Source organism: Pseudomonas duriflava (assembly GCF_007830155.1).
In the GTDB taxonomy this organism is placed as follows: Bacteria; Pseudomonadota; Gammaproteobacteria; order Pseudomonadales; family Pseudomonadaceae; genus Chryseomonas; species Chryseomonas duriflava.
On sequence record NZ_VLKY01000017.1, the window covers coordinates 16,249 to 37,608 of the forward strand.

19 protein-coding genes are annotated in these 21,360 nt (G+C 55.7%); 13 read left to right on the forward strand and 6 right to left on the reverse strand.

Annotated features, from left to right (window positions below):
- Positions 1-39: 39 nt before the first annotated feature.
- Together IQ22_RS19355 and IQ22_RS19360 are read right to left on the reverse strand one after the other, a co-directional pair.
- A complete protein-coding gene (locus IQ22_RS19355) occupies positions 40-1,194 on the reverse strand; it encodes a DUF4214 domain-containing protein (RefSeq protein ID WP_145145051.1) in 1,155 nt (384 codons plus the stop codon).
- 24 nt (positions 1,195-1,218) lie between these two features.
- The gene (locus IQ22_RS19360; protein WP_145145053.1) at positions 1,219-2,094 is read right to left on the reverse strand and encodes a cell wall-binding repeat 2 family protein; all 876 of its coding nucleotides are present in this window, start codon (positions 2,092-2,094) and stop codon (positions 1,219-1,221) included.
- A 412-nt stretch (positions 2,095-2,506) separates the two neighbouring features.
- On the opposite strand from IQ22_RS19360, the gene IQ22_RS19365 reads away from it, so the two are divergent.
- The 3 genes from IQ22_RS19365 to IQ22_RS19375 all read left to right on the forward strand — a co-directional run bounded on the left by IQ22_RS19365 (position 2,507) and on the right by IQ22_RS19375 (position 7,956).
- A complete protein-coding gene (locus IQ22_RS19365; protein WP_158635459.1) occupies positions 2,507-4,510 on the forward strand; it encodes a DUF4214 domain-containing protein in 2,004 nt (667 codons plus the stop codon).
- 139 nt (positions 4,511-4,649) lie between these two features.
- Positions 4,650-6,464, forward strand: coding sequence for a sensor histidine kinase (locus tag IQ22_RS19370; protein ID WP_145145055.1), 1,815 nt, complete (start codon positions 4,650-4,652; stop codon positions 6,462-6,464).
- Between the two features lie 79 nt (positions 6,465-6,543).
- Complete coding sequence (locus IQ22_RS19375) at positions 6,544-7,956, forward strand: sigma-54-dependent transcriptional regulator (protein ID WP_145145057.1); 1,413 nt, start codon at positions 6,544-6,546, stop codon at positions 7,954-7,956.
- A 107-nt stretch (positions 7,957-8,063) separates the two neighbouring features.
- Here the strand turns inward: IQ22_RS19375 and IQ22_RS19380 are convergent, their stop codons facing one another.
- Positions 8,064-8,324 carry a hypothetical protein gene (locus IQ22_RS19380; RefSeq protein ID WP_145145059.1) on the reverse strand — a complete coding sequence of 87 codons (261 nt, stop codon included), beginning with the start codon at positions 8,322-8,324 and terminating at the stop codon, positions 8,064-8,066.
- Between the two features lie 198 nt (positions 8,325-8,522).
- Here IQ22_RS19380 and IQ22_RS19385 point away from each other — a divergent pair, with 198 nt between their 5' ends.
- The 3 genes from IQ22_RS19385 to IQ22_RS19395 all read left to right on the forward strand — a co-directional run bounded on the left by IQ22_RS19385 (position 8,523) and on the right by IQ22_RS19395 (position 11,103).
- Positions 8,523-9,200, forward strand: a complete 678-nt coding sequence (locus IQ22_RS19385) for a response regulator transcription factor (protein WP_145145061.1) — start codon at positions 8,523-8,525, stop codon at positions 9,198-9,200.
- Entirely contained in the window at positions 9,197-10,585 is a 1,389-nt protein-coding gene (locus IQ22_RS19390; RefSeq protein ID WP_145145063.1) for an ATP-binding protein, read from the forward strand. Before IQ22_RS19385 ends, IQ22_RS19390 begins: the two co-directional genes overlap by 4 nt.
- A 62-nt stretch (positions 10,586-10,647) precedes the next feature.
- A complete protein-coding gene (locus tag IQ22_RS19395) occupies positions 10,648-11,103 on the forward strand; it encodes a thioesterase domain-containing protein (RefSeq protein WP_145145065.1) in 456 nt (151 codons plus the stop codon).
- A 3-nt stretch (positions 11,104-11,106) separates the two neighbouring features.
- Here the strand turns inward: IQ22_RS19395 and cysQ are convergent, their stop codons facing one another.
- Both cysQ and nudE read right to left on the reverse strand, forming a co-directional pair.
- Positions 11,107-11,943, reverse strand: a complete 837-nt coding sequence (cysQ, locus tag IQ22_RS19400; protein WP_145145079.1) for a 3'(2'),5'-bisphosphate nucleotidase CysQ — start codon at positions 11,941-11,943, stop codon at positions 11,107-11,109.
- Between the two features lie 55 nt (positions 11,944-11,998).
- Positions 11,999-12,562, reverse strand: coding sequence for an ADP compounds hydrolase NudE (gene nudE / locus IQ22_RS19405; RefSeq protein ID WP_145145081.1), 564 nt, complete (start codon positions 12,560-12,562; stop codon positions 11,999-12,001).
- 139 nt (positions 12,563-12,701) lie between these two features.
- On the opposite strand from nudE, the gene yrfG reads away from it, so the two are divergent.
- The 6 genes from yrfG (at position 12,702) to IQ22_RS19435 (ending at position 19,563) form a co-directional block, all read left to right on the forward strand.
- On the forward strand, positions 12,702-13,385 hold the full coding sequence (gene yrfG / locus IQ22_RS19410; RefSeq protein WP_145145083.1) for a GMP/IMP nucleotidase: 684 nt from the start codon (positions 12,702-12,704) through the stop codon (positions 13,383-13,385).
- A gap of 34 nt (positions 13,386-13,419) precedes the next feature.
- Positions 13,420-14,019 (forward strand): chorismate mutase, encoded by a 600-nt coding sequence (locus IQ22_RS19415; protein ID WP_145145086.1) that lies wholly within the window; start codon positions 13,420-13,422, stop codon positions 14,017-14,019.
- Between the two features lie 132 nt (positions 14,020-14,151).
- On the forward strand, positions 14,152-15,045 hold the full coding sequence (locus IQ22_RS19420; RefSeq protein WP_145145089.1) for a LysR family transcriptional regulator: 894 nt from the start codon (positions 14,152-14,154) through the stop codon (positions 15,043-15,045).
- Between the two features lie 118 nt (positions 15,046-15,163).
- Positions 15,164-16,009, forward strand: coding sequence for a formate dehydrogenase accessory sulfurtransferase FdhD (fdhD, locus tag IQ22_RS19425; protein WP_145145091.1), 846 nt, complete (start codon positions 15,164-15,166; stop codon positions 16,007-16,009).
- A gap of 2 nt (positions 16,010-16,011) precedes the next feature.
- Positions 16,012-18,333: an FdhF/YdeP family oxidoreductase gene (locus IQ22_RS19430; RefSeq protein ID WP_425298882.1), complete on the forward strand. Its 2,322-nt coding sequence runs from the start codon at positions 16,012-16,014 to the stop codon at positions 18,331-18,333.
- 222 nt (positions 18,334-18,555) lie between these two features.
- Positions 18,556-19,563 (forward strand): LLM class oxidoreductase, encoded by a 1,008-nt coding sequence (locus IQ22_RS19435; RefSeq protein ID WP_145145095.1) that lies wholly within the window; start codon positions 18,556-18,558, stop codon positions 19,561-19,563.
- 50 nt (positions 19,564-19,613) lie between these two features.
- Here the strand turns inward: IQ22_RS19435 and IQ22_RS19440 are convergent, their stop codons facing one another.
- The gene (locus IQ22_RS19440) at positions 19,614-20,051 is read right to left on the reverse strand and encodes a GNAT family N-acetyltransferase (protein ID WP_158635460.1); all 438 of its coding nucleotides are present in this window, start codon (positions 20,049-20,051) and stop codon (positions 19,614-19,616) included.
- A 150-nt stretch (positions 20,052-20,201) separates the two neighbouring features.
- Here IQ22_RS19440 and IQ22_RS19445 point away from each other — a divergent pair, with 150 nt between their 5' ends.
- Complete coding sequence (locus tag IQ22_RS19445) at positions 20,202-21,314, forward strand: cobalamin-independent methionine synthase II family protein (protein ID WP_145145099.1); 1,113 nt, start codon at positions 20,202-20,204, stop codon at positions 21,312-21,314.
- Positions 21,315-21,360: the final 46 nt, after the last annotated feature.

Consider the following 21,360-nt stretch of genomic DNA (forward strand, 5'->3'; position numbering starts at 1 on the left):
CAGCCAAAGGCTGGGAGTTCTTTTAAACGACTAGCTTACTTACACCTGACCCTGGATGATCAGTACATTACTACCTTCATAACCTTCAGCTTCGTAGGAACCTACGATACCGATCGTTACGTCAGCACGGGATACACCCGAATCCAGCTGAGCCTGCCAGAAAGCCATACCTGCATCTTCTGCCGTACGACCCAGGGCACCTTCATATAGTGTGTTGATGAAGTCCGCATCGCTGACTACGCCGTTGGATTGGAACTCGACGGAGTTGATGAAGCCTTCAGCGATCTGGGTGAGGTTGCTACCATTGGCAGCAAGAGTTTCAGTCCAGAACTGCGCACCTTCGGCATCAGCGGAACGACCTAGTACCGCTTCGTATAGACGAAGAGCAGTAGCTTCCGTCAGCGAAGAAGCAATGGCGATGTTGCCATCGGCAGTTTCAACCAGCTGTACATTCTGTGCAGCAACCTCGCCATTGGCGGTCTGCAGCACTACAGTGTGGTTGTTTTCAACAAATACGCGAGTTACCGCATCGCTTACCTGGAGAACATCGAAGCCCTCGCCACCATCAACAGTGTCACCTACACCGGCGATAATGGTGTCATCGCCTGCGCCAGCATTGATTACATCACTGCCTGCACCGCCATCGATATAATCGTTACCTGCACCTGTGTTAATGGTGTCGTTGCCGTTACCACCAAGAACTACATCATTGCCATTACCTGTAGTCAGGGTGTCGTTGCCGTCACCGCCATCCAGATAAACGCTGGCATCACCTGTAATCGTAATAGTGTCGTTGCCATTGCCACTGACAACAGCTCGGTCAATTGTTGCGGTTTCATCACCTACAGTGACATCTGCCGCTTGCGTTGTTACTGCAGTCGGAGTGTTGAATGTAGCCGTCAGGTTAGCATCAGAATTCATAATCCAGACGCTGGCATCAGCCAGGCTAGAAGGAACACGGACGGTAACATTCGTGTCAGCAGCACCATCGATGCTAGTAACAACAGCATCAGGAGTTTCGTCAGCCAGAACGGTAACAGTGCGACCGTTGTAGCTGGCTACTACGACTTCAGTTTCAGCACTGTCCAAGTTCAGCAAAGAGCTGATTGCTTCAACAGTAGATGCGCTCAGAGAAGGATTGTCGCTCAGAGCGGTAAGGAAGTCAGCGCTGGTAACAGGTGCATCGTATTGCATGTGTATCTCCTGGGTGCTAGAGCGTTAGCTCTGCAAGATATGTGTCTGTGTTGTTTCTAAGGGGTTGTCCCAAGGAGACGTATAGCGGGCAGCGTTGATCTCTGTACTGGGCACTATAGCGACTCGTATTGCTACGAGTTTTGATTGCCTTTTTAGGGCAAAACACTCTTGGCCCGCCGTTACGGTTATAGGGGGTTCCCCTAAAAACACGAGTTGGGCGTCCAATTTGAAATGTTTACTGGCAGACCCTACCAAGGTCATGGTCAGCGCCGTGATGGGCGATGACTCTTGACGAGAGCCGGTAAAGTTTCCAGTCAGCACGGCAGGCTGTGCAGTACCGCCTAACCGGCAACTGTAGGCTATGTCCACGCCTTGAGGTTTATTGGGCCATAAAATGGCAAAGCCGGTGATACCGTTAACCTGATCCGCAGCGCCTAGCCAATGATCAGCAGACACTTCACCCAATGATTCAATGTGGCCAACCAGGTTTAGACTTTGACTAGGAGAAGTATTTGAGCTAATGCTCTTAGCTTCTTGAACGGTTTCTGTACTGGCAACTGCACGCATGATGCCTGCAGACGTGTCGATACGATCAATTCGCAAGTCGACGGTATGAAGGCTCGAGTTCGATTTGAGCTGATATTCAGTAATGAGTAATGTACCTAAGCCATTCTTAACCCGAGCTATAAGACAATCGCCGAGCTTGGCCAGCGTATTACGGACGACACTCTCACCAGGGAAAAAATCAACAGTACCCTTTCCGATAGGGGCTTGCTGCAGGCTAATGAGGCAGCTTTCCGTTTCAGGTAATTGCGAGGCATAGCGAAGAATATACATCCCAGGCTCAAGCGTAAGCAGGCGAGTCTTGAAAAAGAAAGCAGCATCGTCCAGATGACTCATAACCTCATTCCTTGAGCAAAGCGGTAAGTACCTGAAGGCACTTTGCAGAATTCGCCATATTGAACTCTCTAGCAAGCCGTCTTGCTAATAGCAGTGGCTTAAGCATACAAGCTGAAATCATAAAATCAAATAGTTATGTGATACGGATAATGCTTTTAAGGAACAACCAGCATTTTATATTGACAAGTCCAAAAAATCATGAAATGGACACGCATCAAGCTACGCCTTGTCAAGAGCCATTTGTCTATTAATATAAATTTATACTTTATGCTTAATATCAAAATAATAGTATTAAAGATTGAGTAATCTTTGCCGTTATCCTTGCCAGGAATAAGATAGTGCGGTTTTAAAAAAAGCATAGAGATCACTATTCATTATATTTATTACAGTTTTATTCATGTAGTTGAAGAATATGATCGAAATACATAATCGAAGCATAACGCCATACAAAGAAGTCTGTTACATCCAAACATACTGGCCGGATGGGACGGTAAGCCGTGCGTCAGGTAGCGTAGTCGGCGTCAACGATGTATTGACCGCACTGCATGTTGTTTACGATGCCAGCCATGGCGGCTGGGCCGCTCAGATCATGGTGACGCCAGGCGCTGACATAGATACCTCTACGTTCTCAGCGCCCTATGGAACATACGCAGCCAGCAATTGGATAGGCCGCACAGGTAACTGGGATTTCGACGGAAACGGTCTGCTTTCTACTGCCGAATCAAGCGCTGACATGGCCCTTATAGGGCTAAATGTTAACTTAGGCGCAATAACCGGCATCCTAGGGACCTCCTTCGCCACAACCAGTTTTCAGGCCGTCATGCTTGGCTATCCTGCCCGGGGGACGGGACTGATGCAGGAAACCGGTTACGCTACCTCCTATTCTCCTTCCTATTCGGTGTATCACGTCAACACCGGATTAGGGGCAGGCGCCTCGGGCGGTCCTATTCTTGATACGAGCAGTGGCACTCCTCTCGTTCGAGGCGTTCTTTCGGGCGGAGATAAAAACGATACCTACTCCGTTTATTCTGGCCTTAATGATAGTAACGTCGCCTGGTATACCCAAGCATTAACAGCCAACGACGACCTGCTCTTAGACAGTGCGGGCCGCAAGGTAGGTGCAGGAGTAGTCGGAGGTACCGATTATAGCGACACCCTGTACGAGTACAGATTTTCAGTCGATGCCAGTCTCAGCAGCTCAGTCTATGGCTATAAAGGCGCAGACATAGCAGTTATGAGTGGGTATTCATATAACTACAGCTACAATATAGAAAGCCTCGAAACAAACGTCTTAAAAGTTACAAATAATAATAACGGCTTGCAAGTTGACCTTCACGACGTCAATGTACTTAGCTTTGCAGATAAATACTCCTATATTTTAAGCGAAAACCAAGCGCAAATTGCTCGTCTTTATACTGTACTTGATCGTGTCCCTGATATCGGCGGACTAGACAACTGGCTAGAATCTTATTCAAATGGAATGTCCTTTTCTGCCATTGCTAATAGCTTTACCCATTCGCAAGAATTTTTAAATATTTATAATACTGCTAACAATCAAAGCTATGTCATGCAACTTTATTCAACGATTCTAGATCGGCCGGGCGACAGTGCTGGAGTTATGCATTGGACTAACGAACTCGATCGAGGCATGTCTCGCGATGAAGTCATGACCCATTTTACTAACTCACTGGAAAATCACTTGATCACCGAGAGTGAGTCAGGCTTTATAAAAATAGTGGGTAATAGTGCATGGACCAGCAGAGACAGTGTGATTCAAAAAGGTGTAGTTTTTGCCAGCGAGGCGAATGACAGCCTAGGCCAGGGCCAATTACTGCTGGACTCAAGCAACACCAGTAGAATCTATGGCTATTCCGGCGGGGACAGTCTGACCTTATCCAATATTTCAAGCACCTATCAACGTTATATCGATAGTGCAGACAGCAGTATTCTTCATCTTACAGATATCAATAGCAGTGCTCATTTTTTATTAAACGATATAAATGTCCTTAATTTTCAGGATAAAAGCGTTTACATACTGAGCGAGGACCAAGCCCAGATTGCACGACTTTATACCGTTTTCGACCGTATTCCTGATTTTGATGGACTGCAAAACTGGCTTGAGGCAAGTAGTAACGGTATGTCTTTTGATACTATAGCCAATAGTTTTTCTCAATCCCAAGAGTTTGCGCTCCGCTATAATGCGGTCAATAACTACGATTTCGCTAATCAGCTTTATAATACCATTTTAGGCCGAGCAGGCGAGGAAGAGGGGCTTGGTCATTGGACAAATGCGCTTAACAGTGGCTTAAGTCGTAGCGATGCCATGATTCAATTTACCGAATCAACCGAGAATCACCTGCTTACAGAAGGAGACTCAGGCTTTATACAAATTGTAGGTAGCAGCGCCTGGGCTTAATGCCTGTATCACTTCTAGTTTTAGAAAACACTGTGAGGCCAGCCGAACCCTTCAACCAAACGACCCTATCTATAGGTTTGCTGTGTAGTCGCCTGGCTCATTTAGATTATCCTTAAGGGCCCTCTTATATCATGCGCCCATGGTAAATATTCCCGCGTCACTTCACCTCCCCCGCTGGCGTACCCTTACACTTCTCGCTGTGCTGCTGGCACCGCTGCTGTTGCCTCTGCACTACATGGCGGAGCGGTATTATCGTGAGCAGTTGGCTGAGCAAAACCGGCAGACGCTCGATCTGTATGTAGCCAACCTGCTAGGTACGCTGGGCCGCTACGAAGTTCTGCCCGATATGCTGGGCGATATGCCAGCGTTACGTGCCTCCTTGGCTGATCCGGCTGATCCGGCTTCGCAGGCCGCCGCCAATCAATTACTTGAACGTATTCGTCAGCGCAGTGGTGCGGATGTCATCTACCTGATGCGCGCCGACGGGTACTCCCAGGCCGCCTCGAACTGGCAGCAGGCGGACAGCTTCATCGGGCAGGACTTTTCTTTCCGGCCGTATTTCCAAGAAGCCATGCAAGACAGGCCGGGCCGCTTCTTTGGATTGGGTACGACTTCTCGCAAGCGCGGCTATTATTTTGCGGCCCCCGTACGAGACGGCCAGGAGATCATTGGCGTTGTGGTCGTCAAGGTCGATCTGGACGAGCCGGAAAAGCTATGGGGTAACACCCCTGAGCAGTTGCTCGTCACCGACAGCTTTGGTGTAGTCATCCTCACCTCGAATGATGAGTGGCGCTTCCGCGCCAGTCAGCCGATCAGCGCGGCACAACAGGCCGTTATTGCACGCAATCTCCCCTACCCGCCGGGCTCTCTCAAACCCCTGACAATCAGCGGCAAAGAATGGCTGATTCAGGAGCGTACTCTCGACACCATCGGTTGGACCGCCCGCATTCTCGCGCCGCGTGAATTACTGGAGCGTCAGGTCCGTACTGTCCTGTACGTAGGCGGCGCCAGCCTTTTGGCGTTGCTGTTGTTACTAGCGGTCATGACCCTGCGGCGGAGGCATTATCTGGAACGCATTGCCCTGGATGCCCGGGCCAAGCGGGATCTGGAGCTTAACGTGCAGGAGCGTACCCAAGACCTCCAGACGCTGAACCAGCGCCTGCAACAGGAGGTACATGAACGCGAACAGGCGCAGCGCGAGCTTATGCGTGCCCAGGATGAGGTGGTTCAGGCCGGTAAACTGTCCGCATTGGGTACCATGTCCGCCAGCATTAGCCACGAATTGAATCAACCATTGGCGGCTATTCGGAGCTACGCCGAGAATGCGGCGACATTGCTGGATCACAACCGGATCGACGATGCTCGTGGCAATCTCAAGCTCATTGGGGAGTTGACCACGCGCATGGCCAATATCATTTCCCACCTGAAAGCCTATGCCCGTGGCGCCCGGCGCGCGCCAGAGAGTGTTGTTCTACAGGATGCGCTGGAAGATGCCCTCTCCTTGCTGGCAGCCCGACGACGCGGCATGAACGTGGAACTGATCCGCGACGTACCCGACGCACCACTATGGGTCCAGGCGGGAGAAACCCGGCTGCGACAGATCATCAATAATCTGCTGACCAATGCCCTGGACGCCCTGATCGAAAAAGGCCCGCCCCGCCGACTGTGGCTGATCGCCAGCCAGGATGAAAAAGGCGTAACCCTTATTCTGCGCGACAATGGCCCCGGCTTTTCGGCCGAGGCGCTGGCCCGTGCCCATGAGCCCTTCTTCACGACCAAAGCCACCACCCAGGGGCTGGGCCTGGGGCTGGCCATCTGCGACACCCTGCTACGGGCGTTAGGCGGGCACCTGCACCTGTCCAATCATCACGAGGGCGGCGCGGAGGTACGGCTACATCTGCAACGCGGAAAACCGGGTGTTGCCCCGGTCCCCCAAGAGGAAATGCGTGGATGAGCGAGCGCTCTGTGTAAAACTTATGCCGTTACGGCTGTCTATTCCGTGCTTTTAACGACGTTCAGGCTTCGATACTTTCATGACTTCCCCAGTGCCTTTCGACCCTCTCACCCAGATTCTCCTGATCGATGACGATCCTCACCTTCGACAGGCGTTGGGGCAGACGCTCGACCTGGCCGGCTTCAAGATCGTGACCCTGGCCGATGCCCGTACGCTCGATATGGCCAGGGCACGGGATTGGCCCGGCGTCGTGGTTAGCGATATCCGCATGCCGGGTATCGATGGCCTGGAGCTGTTGGCACAACTGCATGCTCAAGATGCGGAACTGCCGGTTGTCCTTATCACAGGTCATGGTGACGTGCCGCTGGCCGTGCAGGCCATGCGGGCTGGTGCCTACGACTTTCTGGAAAAACCATTTGCCAACGATGCGCTGCTCGACAGCGTACGTCGCGCCCTGGAGGTCCGGCGGCTGGTCTTGGAAAACCGTAGCCTCCGCCTCGCCCTGGCGGAGCGCAAGGAACTGCAGACCCGCCTGATCGGGCAAACCCCAGCCATGGCCCGCCTGCGCGAACAAATCGGGGCGCTGGCGTCGATCCATGCCGATGTCCTGATTCTCGGTGAAACGGGCGCTGGCAAGGAAGTGGTTGCCCGCGCCTTGCATGACCTGTCCAACCGCAAGGACGGTCCCTTCGTTGCCATCAACGCAGGAGCACTGGCCGAATCCGTCGTGGAAAGCGAACTGTTCGGCCATGAACAGGGCGCCTTCACCGGCGCGCAAAAACGCCGGATCGGCAAGTTTGAATATGCCAACGGCGGCACCCTGTTTCTCGACGAAATCGAAAGCATGAGCCTGGACGTACAGGTCAAGCTGCTGCGCCTGTTACAGGAACGCGTCGTTGAGCGGTTGGGGTCGAACCAGCAGATTCCGTTGGATATCCGCGTCGTTGCAGCCACAAAGGAAGACTTGCGGCAGGCCGCCGACCAGGGGCGCTTTCGTGCCGACCTCTATTACCGGCTGAATGTAGCCACCCTGCGGATTCCTCCGCTCCGCGAGCGCAGCGAAGACATCCTGACCCTTTTTCGCCACTTCACCGAGGCGGCTTCGGCACGGCATCATTTGCCAGCCCGTGAACTTGACCCCAGCCAGCGCGCCGCGTTGATGGCCCATACGTGGCCAGGCAACGTACGCGAACTCCAGAATGCGGCGGAACGCTTCGCCCTGGGGCTGGACCTTGCTCTGGATAATACGGATCAGGCTGTCGCCGACACGCCAACCCCGACAGGACGCATGTTCGAACTCTCCTCAACCGCCAACCTCAGTGAACAGGTGGAGTCATTCGAGCGTGCGCTCATTGCTCAGGAATTGAGCCGCCCTCATACGTCGCTGCGCAGTGTGGCGGAAGCACTAGGCCTCCCTCGCAAGACGCTATCAGACAAGCTGAAAAAGCATGGCCTGCACTTCAGCGGAAGCACCGCGGACGATACGGAATAAGCCGTAGGACGGGTTAGAGAGCAGCAGACCGGCAAAGAACAATACGGACCTACCGTTGGTCGCCTTGAACGCTAACGGGCGTCGATCGTGGCTCATTCAGCGAATGTTCAGCCAGGATTCAGAAAGCATTCAGCGACCCTGGCGTAGTCTGAAACTGTCAGAAGATGCTCTTGCGAGGAAAGCCTGAACATGATCGCTCCCCACACTGCTCCGCTACCCGCTCCGTTCGGTGCAGTTATAGATTGTGAATCAGGCTTTTCCTCGACTTCTTCGACACTGTTCATTATGGCAACTCCATTATGTGCGTCCCAGCTCATCCCTGGTCGTGCATAGCCACTCTCCCCAGTGGCTGTTTTCTCGATCCCCATGAAGTGCTCCTGACCTCTCCCACCGGAGAGGTTTTTTTTGGCTGAAGAAATGCCGAACCCATCAATCCTCCATCTTTTATCCTGCTTGCCTTCTTCTTTCCGGTTCTTCGGGCATAAGGCTCGCCGTTGTGAGAGCAAGCGAGGATAATCACTTATGATTCGAGTCCAACCTTGCTTACCGAACAGTCAGGAACATGCATGAAGATTCTCGTCGTCGAGGATGAAAACCTGCTACGTCATCACCTCAAGGTGCGTCTCAGCGAGGCTGGCCATGTGGTCAATGCTGTAGGCGATGCGGAAGAGGCCTTGTATAACGCTCGTGAATATCATCACGACCTGGCCATTGTTGACCTGGGCTTGCCCGGCATGAGCGGCCTGGATCTGATCCGTCAGATGCGCACCCAGGGCATGGCACTGCCCATTCTGATCCTGACTGCACGTGGCAGTTGGCAGGACAAGGTTGAGGGGCTGGGCGCCGGCGCAGATGATTACGTGGTCAAACCGTTCCAGTTCGAAGAGCTGGAGGCGCGGCTGAACGTCTTGTTGCGCCGCTCGGCAGGCTTCATCCAACCCAGCATCAAGGCCGGCAACCTGCGGCTGGACCTTGGTCGTCAACAGGCCTTCAACGAAGATCAACCGTTGCAGTTGACTGCGTATGAATACCGGCTATTGGAATACCTCATGCGCAACCATCAGCAGGTAATTACCAAAGAGCGGCTGATGGAGCAGCTGTACGACGATGACGGCGAGCACGACAGCAACGTGATCGAAGTACTGGTCGGCCGCTTGCGGCGCAAGCTTGAAGCCTCCTGTGGCATGCAACCCATCGAGACCGTCCGCGGCCGCGGTTACCTGTTCACCGAGCGCTGCCAATGATTCGCTCGTTTCGCCTGCGCGTCCTGCTTAGCGCGGCGTTGATGGTGATCGTTTGCCTGGGCCTGATGATCCCGGCTATTGGCAAGGCTTTTGACGCCACGGTAGAGAACTTTGTTGCGGCGCGCCTGGAGGCCAATGCCAATACCCTGATTGGTGCGGCACGTGCTATCGACGGGCGTCTGGCCATGCCTGAAATGATTGCTGAAGAGGTTTTTGACCGGCCTCAATCACCGATCCTGGGTTATGTTTACGACCAGAATGGCCGTCTCCTCTGGCGTTCGCGATCAGCGGTGCGCGAACGCCCGAACTATCGCCCTACGTTCGACGGTACTGGCGTCAAGCTGGTCAAGACGTCTGATGATGAAGGTCGTGGCTTTTTTGTATTTGATCGTGAGGTTCTGCTAGGGAATCCGCCAGTAGCCGGTTTCAGCATTGTGACCATGCAGCCGGCTGAAGAGTACGACCGTCTGCGTAGCGGCTTCATGCATCAGGTAACGCTCTGGCTGTGCGGAGTTTTGTTCGCCTTGCTGATTTTGTTGGGCGTGGCCTTGAACTGGAGCCTTCGTCCCTTGCGGCGTCTCAGCCGGCAGCTTGATGCTATCGAGACGGACCAACGCGATCTGCTCGACGAGCGGAACGTACCCAGTGAAGTCAGCCGCCTGATCCGTTCACTTAACCGCTTGCTGGACTTCGAGCGCCTGCAGCGAGAGCGCTACCGCGACACCCTAGGCGATCTGGCCCACAGCCTGAAAACACCGTTAGCCGTACTGCAAGGCGTGACGGAAGATCTGCGTAGAAGCCCGGCGCTGGAAAACGAAGTCGCTGTGCTGCAAGTGCAAATCGAGCGCATGAATCAGCAGGTTGTCTTCCAATTGCAGCGCGCTACGCGCCAAGGTGCAGTGTTGAGCCGCCCGCTGGAATTACAGCCACTCATCGAGTCGCTGTTCAGTACCCTCGATAAAGTCTATGCCGAGAAAAAGGTCCAGGCCTCGCTTGATTTACCGCCCGGCCTGAAGGTTCAAGCGGAAGAAGCCGCCATGCTGGAAGTATTTGGCAATCTGCTGGAAAACGCTTACCGGCTGTGCCTGACCCAAGTAAGAGTCAGCGCTCGACGCGACGACGACCTCTGGCTTATCGATATCGAAGACGACGGCCCCGGCATTCCGGCTGAACGTCGAGAGACCGTTTTACGGCGCGGCGTACGAATCGACAGCCGACACCCTGGGCAAGGAATAGGTTTGGCTGTGGCCCAAGACATCCTGGAAGGCTACCGCAGCGCCTTGAGTATCGACGATTCGGCCTTAGGCGGAGCGCGTTTTCGCTTTCGCCTGCCGAGCGTCTCCCCTGAACGCCCGCGTTTAGGGCACAATGAGGCACGCACGTGACTCCTTAGTCATTGCTTGCGTCTGCCTGAAACCCCCGCATTTTGCTTGTATAGGACCCCGGCATGGAACGCGATTGCCGCCATCTGGAATCATTGCTGTACCGCGACATCCCAATCACCCAGTCCCTTGGCCTGCAGGTGAAAAGCTGGGATGCGCATATCCTGCGCCTGCACGCGCCGCTCGATGCCAACGTCAACCATGCCCATACCATGTTCGGGGGCAGCCTTTATTGCATCGCGGTTCTCGCGGGCTGGGGCTGGCTATACCTGCGCCTGCGTGAAGCCGGTATGGAAGAAGAAGGCCATATCGTCATTCAAGAAGGCCAGATCACTTATCCGATACCGATCACAACGGATGCCAGCGCAATTTGCGAAGCGCCGGACGAGCGGGACTGGCAACGCTTCGAAACCATGTTCCGCCGTCGCGGACGTGGCCGGATCACCCTTCAGTCACGCATCCTGGCTGCCAACGGTGAAGACGGCGTACGCTTCACCGGGCAGTACGTACTGCATAAATAAGGCTTACTCGAGGCGGGAGGCCAACGTCACAAGGGCGTCCCGCCAATGAGCCTTGGCTGGCAGGGCCAGGAAATACGGGTTGAGAAAACTCTCCCGGGCCTCGTAGGTCAAGGGTTCTCCATTCAAGCCAAGCACGATGCCACCGGCACCCTCCAAAACGCCCTGGGCCGCTGCCGTATCCCATTGTGAAGTGGGTGCCAGCCGGGGATAACAATCCGCAGCGCCTTCGGCCAGCAGACAAAACTTCAACGAACTGCCCACGTTTGCCAGCTTGAGTTCACCAAACCGCTCGCCAAGGCCTGCCAGAAGTTGCTCTTGCGCCGGGCTGGAATGCCGACGACTGGCAACTACGGTCAATCCCTGTACAGGCGTATCACGAACATTGATTTCTTCACCGTCCTCGCCCTGGATACGCCAGGCGCCCATTTCGGTCCCGCCGCAGTAATACAGGTCACGTGTCGGAACACCAACCACGCCGAAAATGACGCGACCCTCTTCCACCAAGGCGATGTTGACGGTGAATTCCTCCGTTCCGGCAATGAACTCCTTGGTGCCATCCAGAGGGTCGACAACCCACCAGCATCGCCAGCTGGCACGCTCTTCCAATGAAATGTCGCATGCCTCTTCAGACAGGATAGGAATATCCGGCGTTAAGGCCGCTAGCCCTTCACTGATGATCCGGTGTGCGGCCAGATCGGCAGCAGTCACGGGGGAGGCATCAGCCTTTTCCGTCACGACGACATCATTGCGCCAAAACGGTAGGGTGGCTGCGCCAGCCCGGCGGACCAGATCGACCACATTGAGAACCAGGGGAGCGGTAATGGAAACGGGCGCCATCATGGGCAAAACCTCCAAACTGAATGAGGCCGCCTCGACAACGACCGGAAAACGATAATCACACGAACTCGCCGCGCTGGATGAGCAGGTCACGTACCAGGTACAACGCGGCAAGGGCGCGACCCTCGGTGAAACGAGAATTATCCATCAGACTTAGCAGGTCGCGCAGGTTGATCTTATCGACCACGATGGGCTCAGGCTCATCACCTGGCAATCGCTCGGGGTAAAGATCGCGGGCAAGAACCACATGGATTCTTTGATTCATGTAACCCGGTGACAAGGACAGTTGCGTCAGGTACTCCAGCTGGCGCGCCCCATAACCGGCCTCCTCCTTCAACTCGCGATTGGCGCCGTCGAGTACGTCCTCGCCTGGCTCCACCAGCCCTTTGGGCAGAGACAGTTGATAATCTTCGGTGCCGCCGCAGTACTCTTCAATCAGAAGAGCATGTTCGGTGTCCAGCATCGCCACCACCATCACCGCGCCGTGCCCGGTTCCCTTGTTGGCGAGCCGCTCGTAGGTGCGTTCGACCCCATTGGAGAAGCGCAACTGCATTTCTTCGACGGTAAAAAGTCGGCTCTTGGCGACGATCTGCCGGGCAAGCACAGCGGGTTTCTGACGCATAAGCGGCTCCTGAACGAATCGGTCGGCTATGATAGCGCGCCTGGCTTACTATTCCGTTGCCAGGACGATTCGTCCTGGCACAATTGCGACGAAGGCTCGCCAAACGGCCTCGTTTTCATGCCGCTGACAGAGGATGCCCATGCTTACCCTCGCCTGGAACCAGATCGATACCGTACTGCTGGACATGGACGGTACCTTGCTGGATCTGCATTTCGACAATCATTTCTGGCTAGATTATCTCCCCCGCTGTTACGCGAAGCATCATGGCCAGTCTTTTGAATGGGCCATGGCCGAGCTAGAGCCCTTGTTTGAGGGCAATGCCGGCAAGCTGACCTGGTACTGCCTTGACTACTGGAGTGCCCAGCTAGGCCTTTCCATCGTGGCCCTCAAGCGTGAGATTGCTCACCTGATTGCTCTGCGCCCGGATGCCGACACCTTTCTTGCAGCGCTTCAGGCCGCCGGCAAGCGTGTCGCGTTGATCACCAATGCGCACCGGGATTCGCTTTCCTTGAAACTCGAACGGATAGAACTGGCCCCTTATTTTGACCGGATGATCAGCTCCCACGATTACGGCTTTCCCAAGGAGGACCAGCAGTTCTGGTTCGCGCTACAGCAGGATTTCGAATTTGATCCGGCGCGCACCCTGTTCATCGATGACAGCTTGCCGGTCCTACGCAGCGCCCAGCGCTACGGGATTGCACACCTCCTGGCTGTACGTAACCCCGACAGTCAGCAAGGGCCGCGGGATACGGCCGAGTTTGATGCGGTAGATGATTATCGAGAGATACTGCCGCCACACCTAAACAACGGAACATCGGTCTAGCACCTGGCTCTACACTAACTCTCAAGGACTGCCTATGCGCCTTTTACGCCGCAACGCCTTCCATGCGCTCAGCCAACTCACGGCTATCCTCGGCCTAGCCTTGTCTACCTCGCTGGCCCAGGCGGCCGACTTCAACCTGCTATTGGACAAGATCAATGAGCGGGTCGCCATTGCCGATCAGGTGGCCCTGAGTAAATGGGACAGCGGCAAACCGGTGTTCGACGCTCAGCGCGAGGCAGATGTGCTTGTTCGCGTAGGCTCCCAGGCGTCGGCGCACGGCCTGCTCTCGGACGATGCCAGGCGATTTTTTACCGACCAGATCGAAGCCAACAAATGGGTGCAGTACGGCCTGTTGGCTCAGTGGCATATGGCAAATCAAGCCCCCGACACAACGCGCCCTGACCTAGCGTCCTTGCGCCAACGACTGGATCGTTTACAGGGGGAGTTGTTGAATGCCTTGCGTCAGGCTGAGCCGATCCGGCATCGGGAAGAATGCCCCCATGCCGCCGCGGCAGCTATCGATGCCTATGCCACAGCGCATTCGCTGGACAGCCTGCACCGACTCGCACTCGTACGAGGGATGGCCAATGTGTGTCAGGGTCCGCAAGCTGTAGCCCAGACGCCAGGGGCCTGACTGCTGCGCTAATCCAAGACACGGCGGTTTGTACCTGATTGCAGGCCGCCTGTATAAAAATGCCCTATCCGGCCATAGGAACGTTATGCTGGCTGCGATTCCCTTAAGATCGGCTCACTCGTCCGCCCCTCCATGGACATCAAACAGCTCAAATTCCTGATCGCACTCGAAGAAACCCGTCACTTCGGCCAAGCCGCCGAACGTTGCCACGTAACGCAGCCCACATTATCCATGCGCCTGCGCAATCTGGAGGATGAGCTAGGGCTGGAACTGGTCCGTCGGGGTCAACGCTTCGAAGGCTTCACCGAAGCCGGACAGCGCATTCTGGCCTGGGCCCGTACGCTGATGGCCGCCCATGAAGGCCTCTATGCCGAAGCAGCCGCCTACAAGGGTCAACTTGTGGGCACCTTACGCGTTGGCGTAGTGCCGCTGGCCAGTTATGACCCGATGCCCCTGCTGCATCACTTGCGCCAGTTGCATCGTAACCTGCGCTTTCAGCTCTCGGTCCTCAGTACCGAACGTATCCTGGATCAGGTGGCCAGTAATCAGCTCGACCTTGGCATTTCCTACCTGGATCACCTGGACGATGCCCTGTTCGAATCCCAGCCGCTAACGGAAACCCGAATGGGTCTATTGTTCGATCAACGCCACTTCAGCTTCGACGTCGACGAGTTGACCTGGGAAAGCGTGGCGGAGCTGCCGTTGGGGCTGCTGACCAGCGGCATGCACTTCCGCCAGTCCATTGATCATGGTTTCCGCAGCCGCGGACTAGCACCGCAGCCGGTTCTGGAGAGCGATGCCGTCCACCTGCTCCTGCAGGCAGTGAACGCCGGAATCTGCTGCGCTGTAATGCCTCTACAGGGCGGGTTCGACGCACTGACCGAACATTCCCGTCTGCTGCCTATCCAGGGTGGCCGAGCCCTGGCAGAACTGGGCCTGATCATCCGGCGTACAGCGCCGCGTTTACCTGTGGCCGAAGCCTGTTTTGCCGAAGCCCGCCTGCTCTACGCCCATCTACATCCGTAACCCGAGCCGCTACACGATAAGCGGCATCTATCATGGCATCGGTACTAGCGATTAGACGATGTCCATTAAGCGGCCTAATCTGTGCTCTGTGTCAAACCGTCGCAGGCCAATTACTGCTATGTCCCGTTCGACTTCTTCCGATACCGCTCCGGCTTCTCCCTCCTCGGGCGAGCTGCCGGGCTACGCTTACGCTGAGCTGAAAGCCCCTGATATCGTGGGTGAAACGCTCCTGGCGGAAGAATGCGCTGTGGCTATTTCTTATAACGGCATCAGCCACACCGTGATGATGGCTACCCCGGCCGATATCGAAGACTTCGTTGCAGGGCTCAGCCTGAGCGCTGGGATCATTCACTCCATTGATGACATCTATGGGATGCAGGTCCGCCGGGTTGGCGAGGCGCTAAATGTGGAGGTCGAGATATCCAGTCGTACCTTCTGGGGCCTCAAGAACCAACGCCGCCAGATGGCCGGTACCAGCGGTTGCGGCCTTTGTGGTGTCGAGGCACTGGAACAGGCACTGCCGCAATTGGATCGCCTGCGCAAGGTGCCACTACCGCCAGCGGCACACCTCGATAATCTTCGCCAGCGCATCAACGATGCCCAGCGTCTTGGCCAGCGCAGCGGTGCAGTCCATGCCGCCTTGTTCGCCACAGCCGAAGGCGAACTCAACCTGTGCCGTGAAGACATCGGCCGGCATAACGCGCTGGACAAGCTTATCGGCGCACTCATGCGCCAAAAGATCAACCCGCGTCAGGGCTTTGTAGTCGTCACCAGCCGCTGCAGCCTGGAACTCATCCATAAAGCCGTGCGCGCCAATCTGGCCACGCTGGTCACCCTCTCCGCTCCGACGGGCCTTGCAGTGGAGTGGGCGAGACGGCATCGCCTTAATCTTATTCATTTGCCCCATCAGTCCCCACCTCGCGTGTACAGCCCGGCACCGCTCACCACAGATCACAGGGAGTAATCATGAGCCAGCCACATCCATCCTATAAACCTTACAAAGGCCCGGCCGCTGGCTGGGGCGCGCTGAAAAGCGTCGTGCATTTCTGGCTCGACAGCGGCAAGGCGGTTAAAAACATCCGGACCCTGCTCAAGACCAACCAGGATCACGGCTTCGACTGCCCAGGCTGCGCTTGGGGCGAGGCCCCGGAAAACGGGCTGGTCAAGTTTTGCGAGAACGGTGCCAAGGCTGTGAACTGGGAGGCGACGAGCCGCCGGGTAGATGCGGCGTTTTTCGCTCGGCACAGCGTCAGCAGCCTGAGTACACAGAGTGATTATTGGCTTGAATACCAGGGCCGTCTGACCGAGCCGATGCGTTACGACCCGGCGACTGACCATTACGTGCCGATCAGCTGGGACGATGCCTTTGCGACTATCGCCCAGCACTTGAAGGCGTTGGAAAATCCAAACCAGGCCGAATTCTATACGTCCGGCCGCGCCAGTAACGAGGCGGCGTTCCTTTATCAGCTGTTTGTACGCGCCTTTGGGACGAACAATTTCCCTGATTGTTCCAACATGTGCCACGAGGCCAGCGGTGTAGGTTTGAACCGCAGCGTAGGCGTCGGCAAGGGTACTGTGACCTATGAAGATCTGGAGCACGCCGATGCCATCTTTGTTGTTGGGCAGAATCCGGGCACCAACCACCCGCGCATGATCGAAGTCTTGCGCAACGCTGTAAAGCGCGGCGCTCAGGTGGTCTGCTTTAACCCGCTCAAGGAACGTGGCCTTGAGCGTTTCCAGCATCCGCAGAACCCTATCGAGATGCTAACCAACAACTCGCTTCCCACCAACACAGCCTATTTCCGCCCGGCGCTGGGCGGTGACATGGCGGCCATGCGTGGCATTGCCAAGTTTCTGCTGCAATGGGAGCGAGAAGCCGAGCTGAGCGGTTCGCGCCGTGTGTTCGACCATGACTTCATCCGCCAGCACACGCTAGGTGTAGACGACTACCTGGCGGCCCTGGATGCTACTTCCTGGCAGAAAATCGTTGAGCAGTCCGGCCTGACACTGGCTGAGATTGAGCAGGCGGCGCGTATGTATGCCAGAGCCGATCGCGTGATCATCTGCTGGGCGATGGGTGTGACCCAGCACCATCATTCTGTGGCGACCATTCAGGAAATCGCCAATCTACAACTGCTACGCGGCAACCTCGGCAAAGAAGGTGCTGGCCTTTGCCCCGTTCGCGGACACAGCAATGTGCAGGGCGACCGCACCATGGGTATCGACGAAAAGGCGCCGGCCTGGCTTAGCGATGCTCTGGAAAAGCGGTTCGACTTCAAGCCGCCGCGCCAGCGCGGCCACAATACGGTGGAAGCCATTGCGGCGATGGAAAAGGGCGAAGCCAAGGTTTTTATTGCGCTGGGAGGTAATTTCGCCCAAGCCACACCGGATACGCCACGAACCCACCGTGCCTTGCGTAACTGCGACCTGACTGTGCATATCGCCACCAAACTCAACCGCAGCCACCTGGTAACTGGCAAACAAGCGCTGATCCTGCCCTGCCTAGGACGTACCGAGTTGGATATGCAGGCCACTGGCAAGCAAGCCATTACAGTAGAAGACAGTTTCAGCATGGTCCATGCTTCGGCCGGCGTACTCAAGCCACTGTCCCGTCAGATGCGCTCGGAACCGGCTATCGTTGCAGGAATCGCTACGGCTACGCTGGGTAACCACCCAGTCGACTGGAACTGGCTGGTCGAGGATTACGACCGTATCCGCGATCTGATCGCCGACGTGATTCCGGGCTTCCAGGATTTCAATGCCCGTCTGGACAACCCAGGCGGCTTCTATCTTGGTAACAAGGCACGTGCCCGTGTCTGGAACACTGCAACCGGTAAAGCCAACTTCGCGCCAAGCCAGTTGCCGGATGATCTGATTCCTGAGGCGGTACGCAAGGGTGGCGTCAAGCCGGATTTGATCCTGCAGACCATGCGCTCTCATGATCAGTACAACACCACGGTGTACAGCCTGGACGACCGCTACCGCGGCGTGAAAGGCCAACGTAACGTAGTGTTTGTAAGCGCGGCGGACATTGAACGCCTCGGTTTCGAACCCGGCCAGAAAGTAGACATGGTTTCGCTGTGGGACGATGGCGTCGAACGCCGAGTCAGCGGCTTTACCCTACTACCGTTCGATATCCCGGAAGGTCAGGCAGCGGCTTATTATCCAGAGACCAATCCGCTGGTGCCGCTGGAAAGCCATGGCGAAGGCAGCTTTACGCCAACGTCCAAATTCGTGGCTATCCGGGTGGAGCCTTCCCGCAGCAGCACCATCGCCTCGGTCGCGTAAGGCATGACGTCCCAGTCGACCTGGGACGTCTTTTCAAGAGTATATCTACCGAGAAGAGGTCATCGATCACAGGCTATAGGGCATTCCGTCTGGCATAGCGCGCTTGTCTGGCTTATCGATCAGGCACCCTGGCGAACTTAACGTGCCGCCAGGACTCCATTGCCCACCGCTATACTTAAAGAAAGTCCGGCCCTCCAGTTGCCAGCCGGGCTCAGGATGCCTATGACCGACTCATCGCTTTCCGCGACTCGCCTATTCGCTCACCACCCTGGATTCCGGCGCGTCTTTGCGCCGGACAGGCTTACCTTAGGCTTTATTCTGCCGGTAGCGAGCTATCCCAACGAGCCGGGGCCGTCTCTGGAGCACCATGCCGAGCTTACACAACTGGCCGATCGGCTGGGCTTTGCTGCTCTTTGGGCCAGAGATGTGCCGTTCTACGATCCAGGTTTTGGCGATATGGGACAGATTTTCGAGGCCTTTACCTACCTGGGTTTCCTGGCTGGCACCACAAAACGCATCACCCTTGCCACCGGCAGTGCCGTTATTACCCTTCGGCATCCATTACACCTGGCTAAAATGTCGGCCACCGTGGATCAGCTATCCGGCGGCCGGCTTGTCCTGGGGATCGCGTCGGGCGACCGGCCGGTCGAATATCCGGCGTTCGGCCTGGAAGATGAATATGAGCAGCGCGGCGACCGCTTTCGAGAAGCCTTCGAAATGTTTCGTCTGGCCAGCGAAACGGCTTTCCCTGCCGGTGACTTTGACCGCTTCGGTGATCTACAGGGACTGGCCGACCTCATACCCAAGCCAGTTAATGGGCGTATCCCTGCTTTCGTTACCGGACGCAGCCGCCAACCCATGGACTGGATTGCTGCCAACGCCGATGGTTGGTTCTATTACTTTGTGGGTGTCGAGCATGTGGCCTCGCTAACCACGCTCTGGAAAGAAACAATCAAGCGAGTCGTAGGCGAAGACGTATTCAAGCCCTTCGCTCAGGGTATGTTCTTTGATCTGGCCGAAGACCCTGATCAGGCGCCTATGCCTATCCATGCGGGCCTTCGAATCGGCCGAAACTATTTGGTGGACTACCTTGCACACATGCAGCGCCGCGGAGTCAATCATGCGGCCCTGAACCTGAAAGCCTCGCGCCGCCCCGCCAAGGAAGTAGTGCAGGAACTGGCCGAATACGTTCTGCCGCATTTCCCTTCCCATGAACCGCCCGAGCCATAAGGGCTTAGGCGTGTTCAGACGTTAGAGGGCTTCGTACCGGCAAGAGGCGCCTACCGGTAAACCGGTTCGCCCAGGCGCATGACCTTTTCCCATTGCCCGGTCATATCATCGAAACGCTCATCCATGGTCCTAAAGCCGTGTTGCTCATAGAAGGCCACTGCTTGAGCGTTCATGCTGTAAACCGAGAGCTCAAGTTGAGCGTCGATGGATTTGACATACTCTAGCAGAAGACTGCCGATGCCTTGATGCTGATACGCCGGATCAACGAACAGTGCCGCCACTACGTTTTGCTGTAACGAACAGAACCCCAGAATAGTATCGTTACGTACATATACCCAGTTCTCTGCGCTGGGCACGTACTTTTGTCTCATGGCCTGTTGCTGACTGCGCCAGAAACCAGGCTCAACGCCATCGTGTGCCTTGATCGATGCTACCAACCAGAGCGATACCATCCGGTCGTATTCATGCTCTTTCGCTTTTCTAATCATCGCATCCCTACCCTCAGCGCAGCGGCCATCCGCTCCACCCATAGTCTTCATGAGAAATTTTGATATTCACCTTGAAGAATAGCCGCTGGAAACCTTTACCTCATTAAATGATCATGAAATATATTCATTTACTAAGTATTAGGTAACTGTATGCCCAGTCATTCCTCCCGTTTTCGTGCCGATACCGTTGGCAGCCTGTTGCGTAGCCCAATCCTCAAGGAAGCCCGCCGTCGTTATCAGACTGGAGAAATGGCTCGGGATGTTCTGCGCGCCATTGAAAACGATGAAATCCGCAAGATTGTTGCTAAACAAGAAGCTATTGGACTGGCTGCTGTAACGGATGGAGAATTCCGCCGCGCCTGGTGGCATTTCGATTTCCTGGAAGGGCTTGCAGGCGTGGAAGGTTATGAAGCGGAGCACGGCATCCAGTTTCAAGGCCAACAGACCAGATCCCGCGGTATCAAGGTCACCGGCAAGTTGGGCTTCACCGGGCACCCCATGGTGGAGGATTTCAAGTTTCTGGCCAGCGTAGCGACCTGCAGCACAGCCAAGATGACCATCCCCAGCCCCAGCGTGCTGCACTTTCGGGGCGGGCGAAAGAACATCAGCGAAGACGTCTATCCAGATCTGGAGGAGTTTTTCGCCGACCTGGCCAACACTTATAAAGCAGCCGTAAAGGCCTTCTACGATGCAGGGTGCCGTTATCTTCAATTGGATGACACCGTCTGGGCCTATCTGTGCTCGGAAAAGGAAAAGGCTGCCGCCCGCGCACGTGGCGATGATCCTGAGCGTCTGGCTGAAATCTATTCCAATGTTCTGAATCAGGCACTGGCCGACAGGCCGGATGATCTACGGATCGGTCTGCATGTATGCCGTGGCAACTTCCGCTCAACCTGGATCAGCGAAGGCGGATATGAACCAGTCGCCGAAATCCTGTTCGGCAACACGGATATCGATGCCTTCTTTTTGGAATACGATACCGAGCGCGCAGGCGGCTTCGAGCCCCTCCGTTACCTGCCCAAAGGCAAGCGCCAGGTTGTGTTAGGTTTAGTGACAACCAAAACCGGTGAGTTGGAAAGTCCGGATGCCCTCAAGCGCCGTATCGAGGAAGCCTCACGGTATGCAGCCCTGGATCAGCTCTGCCTGAGCCCGCAGTGTGGATTCGCCTCAACTGAAGAAGGTAATCTGCTGACGGAAGAGGAACAATGGGCGAAGCTACAACGGGTGATAGATGTAGCGCGCGAGACATGGGGCGAGATTTGATAGTCTCATTGCTCACCGCGTTGGAAAGGCTATCCCAGTGCCGGAT

What these genes read in the sequence shown, in the direction of transcription:
- IQ22_RS19355 (WP_145145051.1), bottom strand. Translation starts at nt 1,194, where the DNA reads ATGCAATACGATGCACCTGTTACCAGCGCTGACTTCCTTACCGCTCTG.
- IQ22_RS19360 (WP_145145053.1), bottom strand. Translation starts at nt 2,094, where the DNA reads ATGAGTCATCTGGACGATGCTGCTTTCTTTTTCAAGACTCGCCTGCTT.
- IQ22_RS19365 (WP_158635459.1), top strand. Translation starts at nt 2,507, where the DNA reads ATGATCGAAATACATAATCGAAGCATAACGCCATACAAAGAAGTCTGT.
- IQ22_RS19370 (WP_145145055.1), top strand. Translation starts at nt 4,650, where the DNA reads ATGGTAAATATTCCCGCGTCACTTCACCTCCCCCGCTGGCGTACCCTT.
- IQ22_RS19375 (WP_145145057.1), top strand. Translation starts at nt 6,544, where the DNA reads ATGACTTCCCCAGTGCCTTTCGACCCTCTCACCCAGATTCTCCTGATC.
- IQ22_RS19380 (WP_145145059.1), bottom strand. Translation starts at nt 8,324, where the DNA reads ATGGGGATCGAGAAAACAGCCACTGGGGAGAGTGGCTATGCACGACCA.
- IQ22_RS19385 (WP_145145061.1), top strand. Translation starts at nt 8,523, where the DNA reads ATGAAGATTCTCGTCGTCGAGGATGAAAACCTGCTACGTCATCACCTC.
- IQ22_RS19390 (WP_145145063.1), top strand. Translation starts at nt 9,197, where the DNA reads ATGATTCGCTCGTTTCGCCTGCGCGTCCTGCTTAGCGCGGCGTTGATG.
- IQ22_RS19395 (WP_145145065.1), top strand. Translation starts at nt 10,648, where the DNA reads ATGGAACGCGATTGCCGCCATCTGGAATCATTGCTGTACCGCGACATC.
- cysQ (WP_145145079.1), bottom strand. Translation starts at nt 11,943, where the DNA reads ATGATGGCGCCCGTTTCCATTACCGCTCCCCTGGTTCTCAATGTGGTC.
- nudE (WP_145145081.1), bottom strand. Translation starts at nt 12,562, where the DNA reads ATGCGTCAGAAACCCGCTGTGCTTGCCCGGCAGATCGTCGCCAAGAGC.
- yrfG (WP_145145083.1), top strand. Translation starts at nt 12,702, where the DNA reads ATGCTTACCCTCGCCTGGAACCAGATCGATACCGTACTGCTGGACATG.
- IQ22_RS19415 (WP_145145086.1), top strand. Translation starts at nt 13,420, where the DNA reads ATGCGCCTTTTACGCCGCAACGCCTTCCATGCGCTCAGCCAACTCACG.
- IQ22_RS19420 (WP_145145089.1), top strand. Translation starts at nt 14,152, where the DNA reads ATGGACATCAAACAGCTCAAATTCCTGATCGCACTCGAAGAAACCCGT.
- fdhD (WP_145145091.1), top strand. Translation starts at nt 15,164, where the DNA reads ATGTCCCGTTCGACTTCTTCCGATACCGCTCCGGCTTCTCCCTCCTCG.
- IQ22_RS19430 (WP_425298882.1), top strand. Translation starts at nt 16,012, where the DNA reads ATGAGCCAGCCACATCCATCCTATAAACCTTACAAAGGCCCGGCCGCT.
- IQ22_RS19435 (WP_145145095.1), top strand. Translation starts at nt 18,556, where the DNA reads ATGACCGACTCATCGCTTTCCGCGACTCGCCTATTCGCTCACCACCCT.
- IQ22_RS19440 (WP_158635460.1), bottom strand. Translation starts at nt 20,051, where the DNA reads ATGATTAGAAAAGCGAAAGAGCATGAATACGACCGGATGGTATCGCTC.
- IQ22_RS19445 (WP_145145099.1), top strand. Translation starts at nt 20,202, where the DNA reads ATGCCCAGTCATTCCTCCCGTTTTCGTGCCGATACCGTTGGCAGCCTG.